Below are 14,031 nucleotides of genomic sequence, written 5' to 3'. Positions count from 1 at the left end.
CCGCCACACCGGCAGCATGGGTGGCAGTCTGGCGCACAGTACACATCCGAGGACGTCGGGCCCCGGCCGGGAAGCGCGTTTCCCCGTGGGTCACGGCCGCGCCTCGGTGGGAAAGGGACGGCGTCGTCATGGCAGACCACCAGGAATCCACCCGCACGCTGCCGAGCCTGGACGCCTCGGTCGCCGCGGCCCGGGGACACGTCCGGGACGTCCTCGTCCAATGGGGCCTACCGCCCGACGCGGCGGCCGTCGACGACCTCGTCCTGATGGTCTCCGAACTCGCCACCAACGCCGTCCAGCACACCCGCGGCTGCTCCCCGCACTTCACCGTCGCGCTCCGCCTGGACCGCGACGAACGGCTGTGCCTGGGCGTCGCCGACGGCCAGTCCCGCCCACCGCGGCGGCTGCCCGCCGCGGTGCAGCAGGACAACGGCCGGGGCCTGGTCATCATCCGCTCCCTGGCCGCGGAACGCGGCGGACGACTCTGGGTCGAACCCACCGCCGGTGGCAAGACGGTCTGGGTAACGGTGCCTTGGCCGCCCACCACCTCCCGATGACCACACCGTGACGGCAACGTCTTCCCGACCCCACCGCCAACTTACCGAGCCCCACTGACAGTTGACCGGCCGTCGGCGTCTCCCGGTCAGCGCACCCGCCCGTACCAGACGGTGCGGCTCCAGATCCGCTCCAGCCGGACCACCGCGCCGGCCTTGGGCGCGTGCCAGATCCGGTCCTCGCCGGCGTAGATGCCGACGTGGTAAATGCCGCTGCCGGCGTGGAAGAAGACCAGGTCGCCGCCCCGGCGGGCGGAGCGCGAGACGTGCTCGGTGTGCCGGTACTGCTGCGCCGCGGTGCGCGGCAGGGCCCGTCCGGCGCGCCGGTAGGAGTAGAGCGTCAGCCCCGAGCAGTCGAAGGCGTTCGGCCCTTGGGCCCCCCACCGGTACGGGGCTCCCTCCTTGGAGGCGGCGATCCGCAGGGCCTTGGTGGAGACGGAGGCTAATTCGGGCTCCGCGGCCGCGCCCGGGGCCGGTGCGGGACCGCCCAGGGTGACCAGAGTGAGTGCGGAGACGGTGCCGGCACGCACCAGGAGGTGCGGCTTCTGCATGCGCATAGCCATGCGCAACCCTTCGTCAGCCGGTGATCCGGACCGCGATGGTCGCCGCTGGTCCGGACCGCCCCGTCGCTGTGGCGGGGGCTTGTCGTCGAAGGGATCGTCACGCACCACCCACCCGATTTCCGAGCTGAAATTGCAGTGTGTGACATTGGTCACGTTTAGTGTGAATGGGTGGATTTGTTCTTAACGGCCCGGCGGTCGGCGCGTCGGCGGGCCCGGGACCAGCGTCGAAACCCAAGGGGGGCGGGAAATTCCGGCAACTCGCGCAATTCCTCGCCCCCTTACCGTAGCCCCGCCCGCTACGCCGTCTGTGCACCAACGCGTCGTACGTGTCCCCAAAGCGCCCGGCCCGTACCCCCGTGACGCGCCCCGCGCGAGGGCCCGTACGACTCCCGCGGGCGCGCCCCGCGACGGTCGGATCAGGGCTCCTCCCGCGGCGGCACGGTCACCCGCCGCGCCCGGCGCTCCCCGTCCAGCACCCGCAGCGCCCGGCCGAGGGTCGCGCTGTGCAGTTCGCTCTCCCCGCGGTCGTGCATCAGGGCCAGCGCCTCCCGTAGCTCGGTGGACTTGCTTACCAGGGCCTGGGCGGCGCGCAGGCCCTGGTAAGTGGTGGTACCGCGGGCCGGGTTGATCCGGCCCAGGAGGTCCAGGACCTCCAAGTAGCAGTCGACCAACCGGCCTTCGGCCCGGGTGAGGGCCGGCAGCGGCGGCAGTTCCGGCAGCACCGGAACCTCACCTCCCCAGGGGCGAGGGCCCGGCGTGCTTGTGGCCGTGGGTGAGGGCGTCGATGAGCCCGTACTCCAGGGCGGCGGGGGCGTCGAAGAAGGTGTCCCGCTCGGTGTCCGCGGCGATCCGCGCGCGGGGCTGCCCGGTGTGCTCGGTCAGCATCTCCTCCAGTTTGTCGCGGGTACGCAGCAACTCCTCGGCCCGGATCTGCAGGTCGTCGGCCTGGCCCTGGACCGCCTCGCCGAGCGCGGGTTGATGGATCATCACCCGGGCGTGCGGCAGCGCCAGCCGCTTCCCCGGAGTGCCGGCGGCCAGCAGCACCGCGGCCGCGGAGGCCGCCTGGCCCAGGCAGATCGTCTCCACGTCACAGGAGACGAAGCGCATCGTGTCGTAGATCGCGCACATCGCGGTGAACGAGCCGCCGGGGGAGTTGATGTAGAGCGAGATGTCCCGGTCCGGCGCGGCGTGTTCGAGGTGCACGAACTGCGCCATCACGTCGTTGGCGGAGGCGTCGTCGATGGGCGTGCCCAGGAAGACGATCCGCTCGTCGAGCAGCTTGGAGTAGGGGTCCAGGGTCCGGGTCCCGTAGCTGGTGCGCTCGGTGAACTCCGGCAGGACGTAGCGGGCCGTCGACCGCAGCATGACTGCTCCCTTCCGTCTGTAAAAAATGTACAGGACGTACATCCCGTTAGAATGGGAGCATGGCCTACGAAATTCCGGTGACGCAAGCCCGGGCCGAGCTCGCGGATCTGATCAACCGCGTCGTCTACGGCGGTGAGCGGGTGGTCGTCACCCGCCACGGCAAGCCCCTGGCGGCGCTGGTGTCCGCCGCTGACCTGGAACGACTTGAGGAGTGGGGGCGGAGCGAGCAGGCCGAGGAACGGGACCAGGTGATCAGCACGGTCTCGTCCGTGCGGCCCCTGCCGTCCGCTCCGGGCGAACGCCGCCGCTTCGGGATCGCCGCGGAACACCGCGACCCGGCCGCCGGGGATCGGCGACCGGGTCGGGAGGGATGACCTCGGTGGAGCGCGGGGCGGCCGCGGGGGGCCGCGTCCGTCAGTGCCTCCGGGGCGTCAGGAGCTGAGCTGCCAGACCGCGTTGGCGATGGCGTCCGCGTGGTTGTGCAGCGCGGTGTCGTCGATGTTCTTGGACGTGTCGCAGGCGCGGTGGTAGCAGGCGTCGAACGCCTTGCCCGCGGTGCCGCCCCAGTTCTTCGCCTGGGCGTCGGTCTTGATGTAGTCGGCGCCGGAGAAGAGGCCGCCGACCGGGATGCCGGCGCGCTGGAAGGGGGCGTGGTCGGAGCGGCCGTCGCCCTCGGTGTCCCATTCGGTGGCGATCTTCTTGGTGCCGAACCAGTCCGTGAAGACCTTCGCCAGCTCGTCGTTGTAGTGGTAGACGAAGTAGCCGGGGTTCGGCGAGCCGATCATGTCGAAGTTCAGGTACGCGGAGATCTTCGAGCGGTCGGCGCCGAGGGTGTCGACGTAGTGCCCGGAGCCGACCATGCCGTCCTCCTCGTCGCCCCACCAGGCGAAGCGGAGGTGCTTGGCGGGCTTGAGGTGTTCCTTGGCGACGGCCAGCGCGACCTCCAGGATGCCGGCCGAGCCGGAGCCGTCGTCGTTGATGCCCGGGCCCGCGTCGACCGAGTCGAGGTGCGAGCCGACCATCACCGTCGAGTCCTCGGCGCCGCCCGGCCAGTCGGCGATCAGGTTGTAGCCGGTGGCGCCGCCGTTGGTGAACTCCTGGATGCTGGTGGTGAATCCGGCCGCGTCCAGCTTGCCCTTGATGTAGTCGACCGACGCCTTGTAGCCGGGCTGGCCGTGGGCGCGGGTGCCGCCGTTGGCGTCGGCTATGGACTGGAGCTTGTCGAGGTGGGCCTTGATGCCGGCCACCGGGATGTCCGGCGCGGATGCGGTGCGGGGCGCGGTGGCCTGGGCGGCCGTCGTGGTGCCCAGCAGTGCGGCGACGGCGGTGGCGGCGCCGGCGGCGAGGGCCGCGCGGCGCATACGGGGTGAGCGTGACACGGAGGGCTCCGATGCTGTTGTGGGGGGTGAAGCGCAGCGGAATTCTTGACGCGTGCATGAGGATCGCTAGAGGCTTTCCTTGCAGTCAAGAGCGGATATCAGACAGCCGTGTCCGGGCGTCGGGGCGCCGTCTGGTTTCGGCGGATACTTCCCCTTGATCGCGGGTTATCCCGACCGATTTTCCGCACTCCGGAAGGGGGTTGGGGTGTGGAATTCGCCACCCGGGTTTTCGTGCAACCCCGGAGGTCGGGGCGGGGGAGCGCGGTCGCCGGACGGTAACAGCCGGTGATTTCAGGTGGGTTACGCCAGGCGCGACACGGTGCGCGCAATTCCTCGTCCGTCGTAACGGCGTCGAAATCTCGCCGAACTACCCTTCCGTCATGAGGTAGTTACTGATCAACTAGTGGAAATCGGTTTGCTCGCCCTTTAAACATTGTGTGGTACATCTAACTGCGCAGGTATGTTCGCGCCTGTGACCTGGGTAAATGCGCCCGGGTGGAAACCTGTGAGGTGGAACGTATGCAACTGACCCCGCATGAGCAGGAACGGTTGTTGATTCATGTGGCGGCAGACGTGGCCGAAAAGCGGCGGGCCCGGGGTGTGAAGCTCAACCACCCGGAAGCCATCGCCCTGTTGACGGTGCACATCCTCGAAGGCGCGCGGGACGGCCGCACCGTCGCCGAGCTGATGTCCTCCGGGCGCAGGGTGCTCACCCGCGACGACGTCATGGACGGCGTCCCGGAGATGATCCACGACGTTCAGGTCGAGGCCACCTTCCCCGACGGCACGAAGCTCGTCACCGTTCACGAACCCATCAACTGACCACGGGAGCGCAGAAAATGATCCCGGGACAGATCCTCTACGCCGACGAGCCGGTGCGCCTCAACGAAGGCCTCCCCCTCACGCGCATGACCGTCCTCAACTCCGCCGACCGCCCAGTCCAGGTCGGCTCCCACTACCACTTCGCCGAGGCCAACCCCGGCCTCGACTTCGACCGCGCGGCCGCGCACGGCCTGCGGCTGAACGTCGCGGCCGGCTCCGCCGTGCGCTTCGAGCCCGGCATCCCCACCGAGGTCGAGCTGGTCCCCATCGCGGGCAAGCGGATCGTCGTCGGGCTGCGCGGTGAGACCGGAGGTCCTCTCGATGGCTGAACTGACGCGCCAGGAATACGCCGACCTGTTCGGCCCCACGGCCGGCGACCGGATCCGGCTCGCCGACACCGACCTGGTCATCGAGATCAGCGAGGACCGCTCCGGCGGCCCCGGCCGGGCCGGTGACGAGGCGGTCTTCGGCGGCGGCAAGGTCATCCGCGAGTCGATGGGCCAGTCCCGCGTCACCCGCGCCGAGGGTGCCCCGGACACCGTGATCACCGGCGCCGTGGTGCTCGACCACTGGGGCATCGTCAAGGCCGACGTGGGCATCCGGGACGGCCGGATCACCGCGCTGGGCAAGGCCGGTAACCCCGACACCATGGACGGTGTCCACCCCGACCTGGTCATCGGCCCGGAGACCGAGGTCATCGCGGGCAACGGCAAGATCCTCACCGCCGGCGGCATCGACACCCACGTCCACTTCATCTGCCCCCAGCAGGCGGACGAGGCGCTGGCCTCCGGCGTCACCACCCTGGTCGGCGGCGGCACCGGCCCCGCCGAGGGCAGCAAGGCCACCACCATCACCCCCGGTGCCTGGCACATCGCCCGGCTCTTCGAGGGCATGGACAACGTCCCCGTCAACGTCGGGCTGCTCGGCAAGGGCAACACCATGTCCCTGCCGTCGATGCGCGACCAACTGCGCGCCGGCGTCCTCGGGTTCAAGATTCACGAGGACTGGGGCGCCACCCCCGCCGTCCTCGACGCCTGCCTGTCGATCTGTGAGGAGAGCGGCGCCCAGCTCGCGATCCACACCGACACCCTCAACGAGGCCGGATTCCTCGGCGACACCATCGCCGCCATCGCCGGCCGCTCCCTCCACGCGTTCCACGTCGAGGGCGCCGGCGGCGGCCACGCACCCGACATGATCGCGATGGTCTCCGAGCCCAACGTGCTGCCCGCGTCCACCAACCCCACGCGGCCGCACACCGTCAACACCGTCGAGGAACACCTCGACATGCTGATGGTCTGTCACCACCTCAACCCGGCGGTCCCGGAGGACCTGGCCTTCGCCGAGTCCCGGATCCGGCCCTCCACCATCGCCGCCGAGGACATCCTGCACGACCTCGGCGCCATCTCGATCATGTCCTCCGACGCCCAGGCCATGGGCCGGATCGGCGAGGTCGTGCTGCGCACCTGGCAGACCGCGCACGTCATGAAGCGCCGCCGGGGCGCCCTGCCCGGCGACGGCCGGGCCGACAACCACCGCGCCCAGCGGTACGTCGCGAAATACACCATCAACGCGGCCCTCGCCCAGGGCATCGACCACGTCGTCGGCTCGGTCGAGAGCGGCAAGCTGGCCGACCTCGTGCTGTGGGACCCGGCGTTCTTCGGCGTCAAGCCCCAACTGGTCATCAAGGGCGGCCAGATCGCCTACGCGCAGATGGGCGACGCCAACGCGTCCATCCCCACCCCGCAGCCGATCCTGCCCCGCCCGATGTTCGGCGCCACCGGCAAGGCCCCGGGCAGCAACTCGTTCAACTTCGTCTCCCAGCAGGCCATCGAGGACGACCTCCCCGAGCGCCTCCCGCTGGCGAAGTCCTTCGAGGCCATCCGTTCCACCCGCGGTGTCAAGAAGGCCGACATGCGCAACAACGACGCCCTGCCGCGCGTCCATGTCGACCCCGACACCTTCACGGTGACCATCGACGACGAGGTGGTCGAGCCGGCCCCCGCCGCCGAACTCCCCATGGCCCAGCGGTACTTCCTCTTCTGACGTACCGTTCATGACGTCACGACACGATCCGGAGCACCATCGATGAGCCGCGCTGCGCTGCTCGTCCTCGCCGACGGCCGGTTCCCCGCCGGAGGGCACGCCCACTCGGGCGGCGCCGAACCGGCCGTCACCGCGGGGCACATCAAGGACGCCGCCACCCTCGCGACCTTCTGCCGGGGCCGGCTGCACACCGCGGGCCTGGTCGCCGCGGGGCTCGCCGCCGCGGCCGCCGCGGGTCTGGACCCGCTCGTCCTGGACGACGCCGCGGACGCCCGCACACCCGTCCCGGCGCTGCGCCAGGTCGCCCGCCGGCTCGGCCGGCAGATGATGCGGGCCGCCCGCGCCACCTGGCCGGGGCCCGAGCTCGACGCGCTGGCCGCGGCCCGCCCGCGCGGCGCCCACCAGCCGGTCGTCCTCGGCCTGGCCGCCCGGTCCGCCGGGCTGACGCCCGTGGACGCCGCCTACGCGGTCGCCTACGAGAACATCAGCGGCCCGGCCACCGCCGCGGTCCGGCTGCTCAGCCTGGACCCGTTCGACGCCACCGCCGTCCTCGCCCGCCTCGCCGACGACCTCGACCAGGTCGCCCAAGCCGGCGCCGACGCCGCGCACCGCGCCGTCACCGAGGGCCCGGACGCCCTGCCCGCCGCCTCCGCGCCGCTGCTCGACATCGCCGCCGAAGCGCACGCCGCCTGGCCGGTACGGCTCTTCGCGTCCTGAGCCGCCACCCACCCATCCACCGCGCCGCACACCCCGCGGCCCCACGCACCACCGGAGTCACCATGCACCTCGACCACCAGGACGGCTTCCCGCACCGGCACACCTACAGCGCCGCCGAACCGATCCGCCCCGACGGCACCCGGCGCGCCCTGCGCATCGGCCTCGGCGGCCCGGTCGGCACCGGCAAGACCGCCACCGTCGCCGCGCTGTGCCGCGTGCTGCGCGACGAGTTGTCCATCGCCGTCGTCACCAACGACATCTACACCCGCGAGGACGCCGAGTTCCTGCGCCGCGAGGCGGTGCTGCCCACCGAGCGGATCACCGCCGTGGAGACCGGCGCCTGCCCGCACACCGCCATCCGCGACGACATCTCCGCGAACCTCGAAGCCGTCGAGGACCTGGAAGAAGCCGTCGGCCCGCTCGACCTGGTCCTGGTCGAGTCCGGCGGCGACAACCTCACCGCCACCTTCTCCAAGGGCCTGGTCGACGCCCAGATCTTCGTCATCGACACCGCCGGCGGCGACGACATCCCGCGCAAGGGCGGTCCCGGCGTCACCACCGCCGACCTGCTGGTCATCAACAAGACCGACCTCGCCCCCTACGTCGGAGTGGACCTCGACGGCATGGCCCGGGACGCCAAGGCCCAACGCGGCGACCTGCCCGTCGCGTTCACCGCCCTCAAGCAGCCCGGTGGCGTCAAGCCGGTCGCCGACTGGGTCCGGGCGCAGCTGGCGAACTGGACCGCGGCCCAGGCATGACCACCCGCACCCTCCCGCTCCCCACCGCACCGCAGGCCACCGCCCTCCCGGCGGCCGGCCTGCGGGCCACCGCCCGCATCGTCGCCCGCGCCGACGAGCCGGGCGGCACCACCCGGCTGCCGGTCCTGGACGGCGGCGGCCCGTTCGCGCTCCGGCGCGTCCAGTCGCACGCCGACCAGGCCCGGGTCTGCCTGGTCGGTGCCATGAGCGCCCCGCTCGGCGGCGACCGGCTGCGCATCGAGGCCACCGCCGAACCGGGCACCTCGCTCCGCATCACCGCGGCCGCGGCGACCGTCGCACTGCCCGGCCGGACCGGCGAACTGGCCACCTACGACGTTCACTTGACGGTCGGCGACGGCGCCCGGCTCGAATGGCTGCCGGAGCCGCTGATCTCCGCCCAGGGCAGCGACCTGCGGATGACCACCACCATCGACCTCGCGCCCACCGCCAGCCTGGTGTTCCGCGAGGAACAGGTGCTGGGCCGCGCCGGCGAGCACACCGGCGCGCTCCGGAGCCGCCTGACGGTCCGCCAGGCCGGCCGCACCCTCCTCGACCAGGAGACCGCCTACGGCCCCGGAGCCCCCGGCTGGGACAGCTCCGCGGTCCTCGGCGGCCACCGCGCCGTCGGCCAACTCCTCCTCTGCGGAACGGAGTTCGCCGACCATCCGGCCGAGGTGAGGTTGCTCGGCGGAGCCGCCGGCGACGGTGCCGGCCAGGGAGTCCTGGCCCCACTCGCCGGACCCGCCGCCCTGGCCACCGTGGTCGCCCCCGACGGTCTGACGCTGCGTCGACTGCTGGCCGCGGCCGCGGCCGGCTGAGCGGCTCACACCTCCAGATCGGCCTCCAGGCGGGCGAGACGGTGGCGCGCCAGCGCGAGGTTGGCGCGCTTGCGGTCCAACACCAGGTACAGGAAGAGACCGTTGCCGCTCTTGCCCGTCAGCGGCCGGATGATGTGGTACTGCGAGGTCAGCGTGATGAGCATGTCCTCGATGGCGCCCTTGAGTTCCAACATCTCCATCGTGCGCAACTTCGCGCGCACCACATCGGTGTTCCCGGCCGCCGCCACATTGAGGTCGAACGTCTGGGGATCGCCGAGCGTGGCGAGCGCCATGCCGCTGGTGTAGTCGACCAGCGCAACACCTATCGCGCCCTCGATCGTGGACATCGCTTCGCTGAGGGCGGTTTCCATCTGCGTCATGCGGGTGGGCCTTTCACTGAATTCGGTGGACTGGCTGGATCGGTCGGCAGGCTGGTCGTGCGGGACGGTCGGCGGATGCGGCCGAGAGTCGCCAAGCGCCGAGCGGCACAGGCTGGTTGCTGGCCGCCTAACGGCCCGGCGGGGTGTCGAGTAGGGCCGCGATGCGCGTGGCGGTGCGTCGGGCCTGGAGGTGGAGCCGGCCCACGTTGGCCTCCGGGCCCGCCACGGCCGTGAGTACCGCGCGGCTCCCGGCCGCGTACGCCGCGACGTAGCCGCGGCTGCCGCGGGTCAGGTACTCCTCGAACCCGCCCTGCCCGGTCGCGTCGGTCAGGCGTTTGGCGACGCCGATGGCCGCGGCGGTGAGCGCGGCCAGGCCGTCGGGTTCGATGTCCGGCAGGTCATGGGCGATCACCATCCCGTCCGCGCTCGCCACCATGCCGCCGTGCAGATGCCTGATGTGCTCGCGCAGCGCGCGCAGTTCGTCCCGGATCCCGGACGCGATCGCCTCGGTCTCGCTCGTCATCGGTGTTCTGACGCTCCTTCTTCTGGCGCGCAGTGCGAATACGCGCCTCATGGGCGGGGTTCACAAGGGTTCACAGGTTCTCCTCCAGTGCGGTGCGCAGGCGGACGAGGAGGGCGACATCCGGGTCCGCGGTCTCCAGGACGCCCGGGTCCGGGAGGCGCCACACCGCCGCGGCGTCCCGGCCCCGCCGCTCTTCCCGGAAGGCCCCGGGGCGCCGGCGCGGCAGCCCCGTCGCCACCCGCACCCGCCCGGCCGCGGCCAGCCGCCGCACCTCCAACAGGGTGCAGAACGCCGACTGGCCCAGCTCATGGGCGAGTTGGCCGGGGGTGCGCGCCCCGTCGGCGTGCGCGAGCAGCCGCCGCTGACGGCCGGTCAGGGGCGGGTGGCCCGGCTGCTCCGCCGGCAACGGCACCACCGGCGCGCCGTCGGCGGCCGCCCAGGCGCCCAACCGGTCGAGCTGCGCCCGCCGTCGCGCCACCGCGGCCAGCAGCGCGACCGCGCCGACCGGGCGGATCACCCCCAGCCAGTGCGCGTCGCCCGGGGTGAAGGAGGTGGCCCCGGAGGCCGGCGGCAGGACGAAGCACGCCGCGTCGAGCAGCGCGGCGAGCTGGCAGAGCTCCAGCTCGCCGCGGGTCAACCAGCCCTGCGTCAGCAGGAATTGACCGCCCTGGTGGGTCATTCCGGCCGCGGCCTCCGCGCGCCGCCAGCACTCCGGCGGCAACCGGCCGGCCCGCGCGAGCCGGGCCCCGATGTCGGGGGCCGCCGGGCACTCGACGCAGTAGACCGCGCCCTCGTGGAGGTAGACGCAGCCATCGGGGCCGCGCAGGGCGCCGGTGGCCCGTTGGGCGGCGTACCGGCCCAACGGGCCGGACCGGCCGTCGTCACCGATCGGGCCCCGGTGCGGGAGCGGTGTCCCAGCCATGTCGAGTGTCAGCCCGCCGCCAACTCCGCCGCCAACTCCCGCAGTCGCAATCGGGCGATGGCGAGGTTGGCCTGCGCCCGGTCCAGCCAGAGGTGGAGGCAGGTCTGGCTGTCGAAGGCGGTGGGCACCAGGCGGATCAGGTGGTAGCTGTTCCCCGCCGTGATGATCAGGTCCTCCAGCGGTTCCCCGTCCCCGCCCGCGGTGTCGAACGTGGCGTTGCGGGCCACCGCCTGCACCACCTCGGCGGCGTCCGCGGCCGCCGCCTCGTGGTCACCGTGCGGGGCGCGCCCAGCGGTGCCCAGTGTCAGCCCGCTGGTCCAGTCGGTCAGACCGGCCCCCTGGACCCCGGGGATCCCCATCGCGCGGGCCAACACCTCGTCGATACCGGGCACTTGACGTCTCCCTCCGACCGCTGCGCTCCGCGCTGCCAGGCACGACAAACGCGAGGCCCTCCCACATGGCGGTCGGTGGGAGAGCCTGCCCGGAAGGCTACTGAAGTCGGTACGTACCGCACCTGGCTATGCGGGTTGCCGCTGGCAATTGACCGGTTCTCGTCGGTGGGTGTCGCCATACCGCTGCGAAGTGGGCTTGCGGCCCACGTTGTTGGCTGTCCCGCCGCGCGGGTTGCTGTCCTTTGCGCCTTGCGGCGCGGGCCGGTCCGCTGCGCGGGGCTGTTGGGTTGCGGTGACGGGCCTCCGGGGTGGGGGTGCCAGACTGCTTCGCTTTACGTCTGGCACCCCCACCCCTCCGGCCCGCCCCCTCCCGTTGGAGGGTGGGAAAAACGGTGAGTGCCACGTCCTGCCGGTGGGTCAACTCGGGCTGCTGGGTTGAGTGGTGACCGTCGGGGGACGAGTACGCGTGTGCCTGCGTAGTGACCGTAAGAGGACAGGTGGCCCAAGCACCCGGGCGATGACCGTCAGGGGACCACAAGGACCAGCCCCATCCCAGAGAAAACCACCCCTCAACGGGAGGGGACGGGTCGGAGGGGGCGGTGTGCCAGACGTAAAGCGAAGCAGTCTGGCATGCCGCCCCCGGAGGCCCGTCACCGCAGCCAACAGCGCCGCGCAGCGGACACATCGACTCGCCAAGCGCAGCGGACCGGCAGCGGCCCCTCCCGCGCCGCAAGGCGCAAAACAGCAACCCGCGCGGCGGGATGGCCGACAACGTGGGCAGCAAGCCAAGCGCAGCGGACCGGCGGGATGGCCGACAACGTGGGCAGCAAGCCAAGCGCAGCGGACCGGCGGGGCAGCCAACAACGTGGGAAGCCAACAAGCCACCGCTCAATCCCTACGGATTGATAAAGAAGTTATGGCGCAATCTGTTCAAACATGGCCCGTACGCGCCAGGATGATCCCCCTGGAACTCGGTGATCATCGCCGCCAACGGCGGCCTACGCAGGGGGATCAACCACGTGAGACGAACAGTAGCGCTCGGTGCCGCCGGCAGCCTGGTGGCCGGTGCGCTTCTCGCCGGTGCGATAGCCACGCCCGCCGTCGCCGGCGAGCAGCGTGCCGGTGACAACCTGACCGCCGGCAAGACCACCGGCACCGCCGAGGCCCGCGGCGTCGCGCTCGCCGCCGCCCGGGCCGCCAAGGCCGGCATCAAGTGGCAGGAGTGCCCGGCCGATTGGGGCGTGAAGGCGCCGATCCAGTGCGGCTATGTCACCGTCCCGGTCGACTACGCCAAGCCGAACGGCCCGACCATCAAGATCGCCGTGGACCGGGCCGTCGCCACCGGCGGTCCGAAGCAGCGGCAGGGCGCGCTGCTCTACAACCCCGGCGGTCCCGGCGGTTCGGGCCTGCGCTTCCCGGCCCGTACGACCACCAAGAGCCCGCTGTGGGTCAAGACCGCCCAGGCGTACGACTTCGTGGGCTTCGACCCCCGGGGCGTGGGGCACTCCGCGCCGATCTCCTGCCAGGATCCGCAGGAGTTCGTCAAGGCGCCCAAGGCCGACCCGGTGCCGGGCAGCGAGGCGGACAAGCGGGCCCAGCGCAAGCTGGCGCGCGCGTACGCCCAGGGCTGCCTGGCGCGCACCGGCCGGGCGATGCTGTCGCAGATGACGACGCCGAACACCGCCCGCGACATGGACGTGATCCGCGCCGCGCTCGGTGAGAAGAAGCTCAACTACCTCGGCGTCTCCTACGGCACCTACCTGGGCGCCGTCTACGCCACGCTCTTCCCGGACCACGTCCGCCGGATGCTGGTCGACAGCGTCGTCAACCCGTCGCGGGAGAAGGTCTGGTACCAGGCCAACCTCGACCAGGACATCGCCTTCGAGGGCCGCTGGGGCGACTGGAAGAAGTGGGTGGCCAAGAACGACGCGGCCTACCACATCGGGAACACCCCCGAGAAGGTCCAGGCGGCCTGGGAGAAGCTGCGCGCGACCGCCAAGAAGCACCCCATCGGCGGCGTGGTCGGCCCGGCCGAGCTCATCGCCTTCTTCCAGAACGCGCCGTACTACGACAGCTCCTGGGCCGAGGTCGCCCAGGTCTGGAGCGCGTACCGCGCCGGTGACGCCAAGCCGCTGATCGACAACGCCGGGTCGCACCCCGACGACAAGGCCGGCAACATCAAGGCGGAGAACAGCAACGCGGTCTACACCGCCGTCGAGTGCACCGACGTCAAGTGGCCCACGAGCTGGGCGAAGTGGAACCGCGACAACACCCGGATCAACCGGCAGGCGCCGTTCATGACGTGGTCCAACGCCTGGATGAACCTGCCGTGCGCCTCCTGGCCGGTCAAGCAGCAGACCCCGGTCGAGGTCAAGACCGGCAAGGGCCTGCCGCCGGTCCTCATCGTGCAGAGCACCCGTGACGCGGCGACGCCGTACGACGGCGCCGTGGAGCTGCACAAGCGGTTCGCGGGCTCCCGCATGATCACCGAGCGGGACGCCGGTTCGCACGGCGTCACCGGCCTGGTCAACCCCTGCATCAACGACCGGGTCGACGCGTACTTCCTGAAGGGCACCACGGACCCGAAGGACGTCACCTGCGGCCCGCACGCCACGCCCGTCCCGGCGAAGCAGACGGCCAAGGCCGCCGGCTGAGTCAGCTCCGAGGGGCGGTCGGGAGCTCGTGTCCCGGCCGCCCCTCGGCTGGTGTGACGGGGCCGTCAGACCGGGAACTGCGCGGTGAAAGCAGTGCGGTTGGGGTCGTCGGCCCGGCGGTCCGGCACGGCGGGGACCACC

At 71.7% G+C, this 14,031-nt stretch carries 17 protein-coding genes; 9 read left to right on the top strand and 8 right to left on the bottom strand.

All coding sequences use genetic code 11. The features are described from left to right. The first annotated feature begins 128 nt into the window (after nt 1–128). Nucleotides 129–557, top strand: coding sequence for an ATP-binding protein (locus tag PV796_RS06155; protein WP_274911899.1), 429 nt, complete (start codon nt 129–131; stop codon nt 555–557). Nucleotides 558–643: 86 nt separating this feature from the next. Here PV796_RS06155 and PV796_RS06150 read toward each other — a convergent pair whose 3' ends face one another. The 3 genes from PV796_RS06150 to PV796_RS06140 all read right to left on the bottom strand — a co-directional run bounded on the left by PV796_RS06150 (nt 644) and on the right by PV796_RS06140 (nt 2,482). Continuing rightward, a complete protein-coding gene (locus PV796_RS06150; RefSeq protein WP_274911898.1) occupies nt 644–1,117 on the bottom strand; it encodes a C40 family peptidase in 474 nt (157 codons plus the stop codon). 416 nt (nt 1,118–1,533) lie between these two features. Beyond that, on the bottom strand, nt 1,534–1,839 hold the full coding sequence (locus PV796_RS06145) for a hypothetical protein (protein WP_274911897.1): 306 nt from the start codon (nt 1,837–1,839) through the stop codon (nt 1,534–1,536). Between the two features lie 7 nt (nt 1,840–1,846). Next, a complete protein-coding gene (locus PV796_RS06140) occupies nt 1,847–2,482 on the bottom strand; it encodes an ATP-dependent Clp protease proteolytic subunit (RefSeq protein WP_274911896.1) in 636 nt (211 codons plus the stop codon). A 59-nt stretch (nt 2,483–2,541) separates the two neighbouring features. Here PV796_RS06140 and PV796_RS06135 point away from each other — a divergent pair, with 59 nt between their 5' ends. After that, nucleotides 2,542–2,856, top strand: coding sequence for a type II toxin-antitoxin system Phd/YefM family antitoxin (locus PV796_RS06135; protein WP_274911895.1), 315 nt, complete (start codon nt 2,542–2,544; stop codon nt 2,854–2,856). A 57-nt stretch (nt 2,857–2,913) separates the two neighbouring features. Here PV796_RS06135 and PV796_RS06130 read toward each other — a convergent pair whose 3' ends face one another. Then, nucleotides 2,914–3,843 (bottom strand): M28 family metallopeptidase, encoded by a 930-nt coding sequence (locus tag PV796_RS06130; RefSeq protein ID WP_446750676.1) that lies wholly within the window; start codon nt 3,841–3,843, stop codon nt 2,914–2,916. Between the two features lie 537 nt (nt 3,844–4,380). Here PV796_RS06130 and PV796_RS06125 point away from each other — a divergent pair. From PV796_RS06125 to PV796_RS06100, 6 genes are all read left to right on the top strand, one after another. Then, complete coding sequence (locus tag PV796_RS06125) at nt 4,381–4,683, top strand: urease subunit gamma (RefSeq protein ID WP_274911893.1); 303 nt, start codon at nt 4,381–4,383, stop codon at nt 4,681–4,683. A 17-nt stretch (nt 4,684–4,700) separates the two neighbouring features. Continuing rightward, a complete protein-coding gene (locus PV796_RS06120; RefSeq protein ID WP_274911892.1) occupies nt 4,701–5,012 on the top strand; it encodes an urease subunit beta in 312 nt (103 codons plus the stop codon). Continuing rightward, nucleotides 5,005–6,726 carry an urease subunit alpha gene (locus PV796_RS06115; protein WP_274911891.1) on the top strand — a complete coding sequence of 574 codons (1,722 nt, stop codon included), beginning with the start codon at nt 5,005–5,007 and terminating at the stop codon, nt 6,724–6,726. The genes PV796_RS06120 and PV796_RS06115 overlap by 8 nt, the downstream gene beginning before the upstream one ends. A gap of 42 nt (nt 6,727–6,768) precedes the next feature. Continuing rightward, entirely contained in the window at nt 6,769–7,443 is a 675-nt protein-coding gene (locus tag PV796_RS06110) for an urease accessory protein UreF (protein WP_274911890.1), read from the top strand. 62 nt (nt 7,444–7,505) lie between these two features. After that, nucleotides 7,506–8,201, top strand: a complete 696-nt coding sequence (gene ureG / locus PV796_RS06105) for an urease accessory protein UreG (protein WP_274911889.1) — start codon at nt 7,506–7,508, stop codon at nt 8,199–8,201. Continuing rightward, nucleotides 8,198–9,019: an urease accessory protein UreD gene (locus tag PV796_RS06100; RefSeq protein WP_274911888.1), complete on the top strand. Its 822-nt coding sequence runs from the start codon at nt 8,198–8,200 to the stop codon at nt 9,017–9,019. The genes ureG and PV796_RS06100 overlap by 4 nt, the downstream gene beginning before the upstream one ends. Before the next feature lie 5 nt (nt 9,020–9,024). Here PV796_RS06100 and PV796_RS06095 read toward each other — a convergent pair whose 3' ends face one another. The 4 genes from PV796_RS06095 to PV796_RS06080 all read right to left on the bottom strand — a co-directional run bounded on the left by PV796_RS06095 (nt 9,025) and on the right by PV796_RS06080 (nt 11,236). After that, on the bottom strand, nt 9,025–9,399 hold the full coding sequence (locus tag PV796_RS06095; protein ID WP_274911887.1) for a hypothetical protein: 375 nt from the start codon (nt 9,397–9,399) through the stop codon (nt 9,025–9,027). Between the two features lie 127 nt (nt 9,400–9,526). Further along, the gene (locus PV796_RS06090; RefSeq protein ID WP_274911886.1) at nt 9,527–9,922 is read right to left on the bottom strand and encodes a roadblock/LC7 domain-containing protein; all 396 of its coding nucleotides are present in this window, start codon (nt 9,920–9,922) and stop codon (nt 9,527–9,529) included. A gap of 70 nt (nt 9,923–9,992) precedes the next feature. Beyond that, complete coding sequence (locus PV796_RS06085; RefSeq protein WP_274911885.1) at nt 9,993–10,844, bottom strand: hypothetical protein; 852 nt, start codon at nt 10,842–10,844, stop codon at nt 9,993–9,995. Nucleotides 10,845–10,852: 8 nt separating this feature from the next. After that, nucleotides 10,853–11,236 carry a hypothetical protein gene (locus PV796_RS06080; RefSeq protein ID WP_274911884.1) on the bottom strand — a complete coding sequence of 128 codons (384 nt, stop codon included), beginning with the start codon at nt 11,234–11,236 and terminating at the stop codon, nt 10,853–10,855. Nucleotides 11,237–12,255: 1,019 nt separating this feature from the next. On the opposite strand from PV796_RS06080, the gene PV796_RS06075 reads away from it, so the two are divergent. Then, a complete protein-coding gene (locus PV796_RS06075) occupies nt 12,256–13,890 on the top strand; it encodes an alpha/beta hydrolase (RefSeq protein ID WP_274911883.1) in 1,635 nt (544 codons plus the stop codon). Nucleotides 13,891–14,031 lie beyond the last annotated feature (141 nt).

It is taken from the genome of Streptomyces sp. WZ-12 (genome assembly GCF_028898845.1).
Taxonomy (GTDB): Bacteria; Actinomycetota; Actinomycetes; order Streptomycetales; family Streptomycetaceae; genus Streptomyces.
Note: the sequence above shows the minus strand (reverse complement) of the source record. Positions and strands in the feature narration are given on the sequence as shown.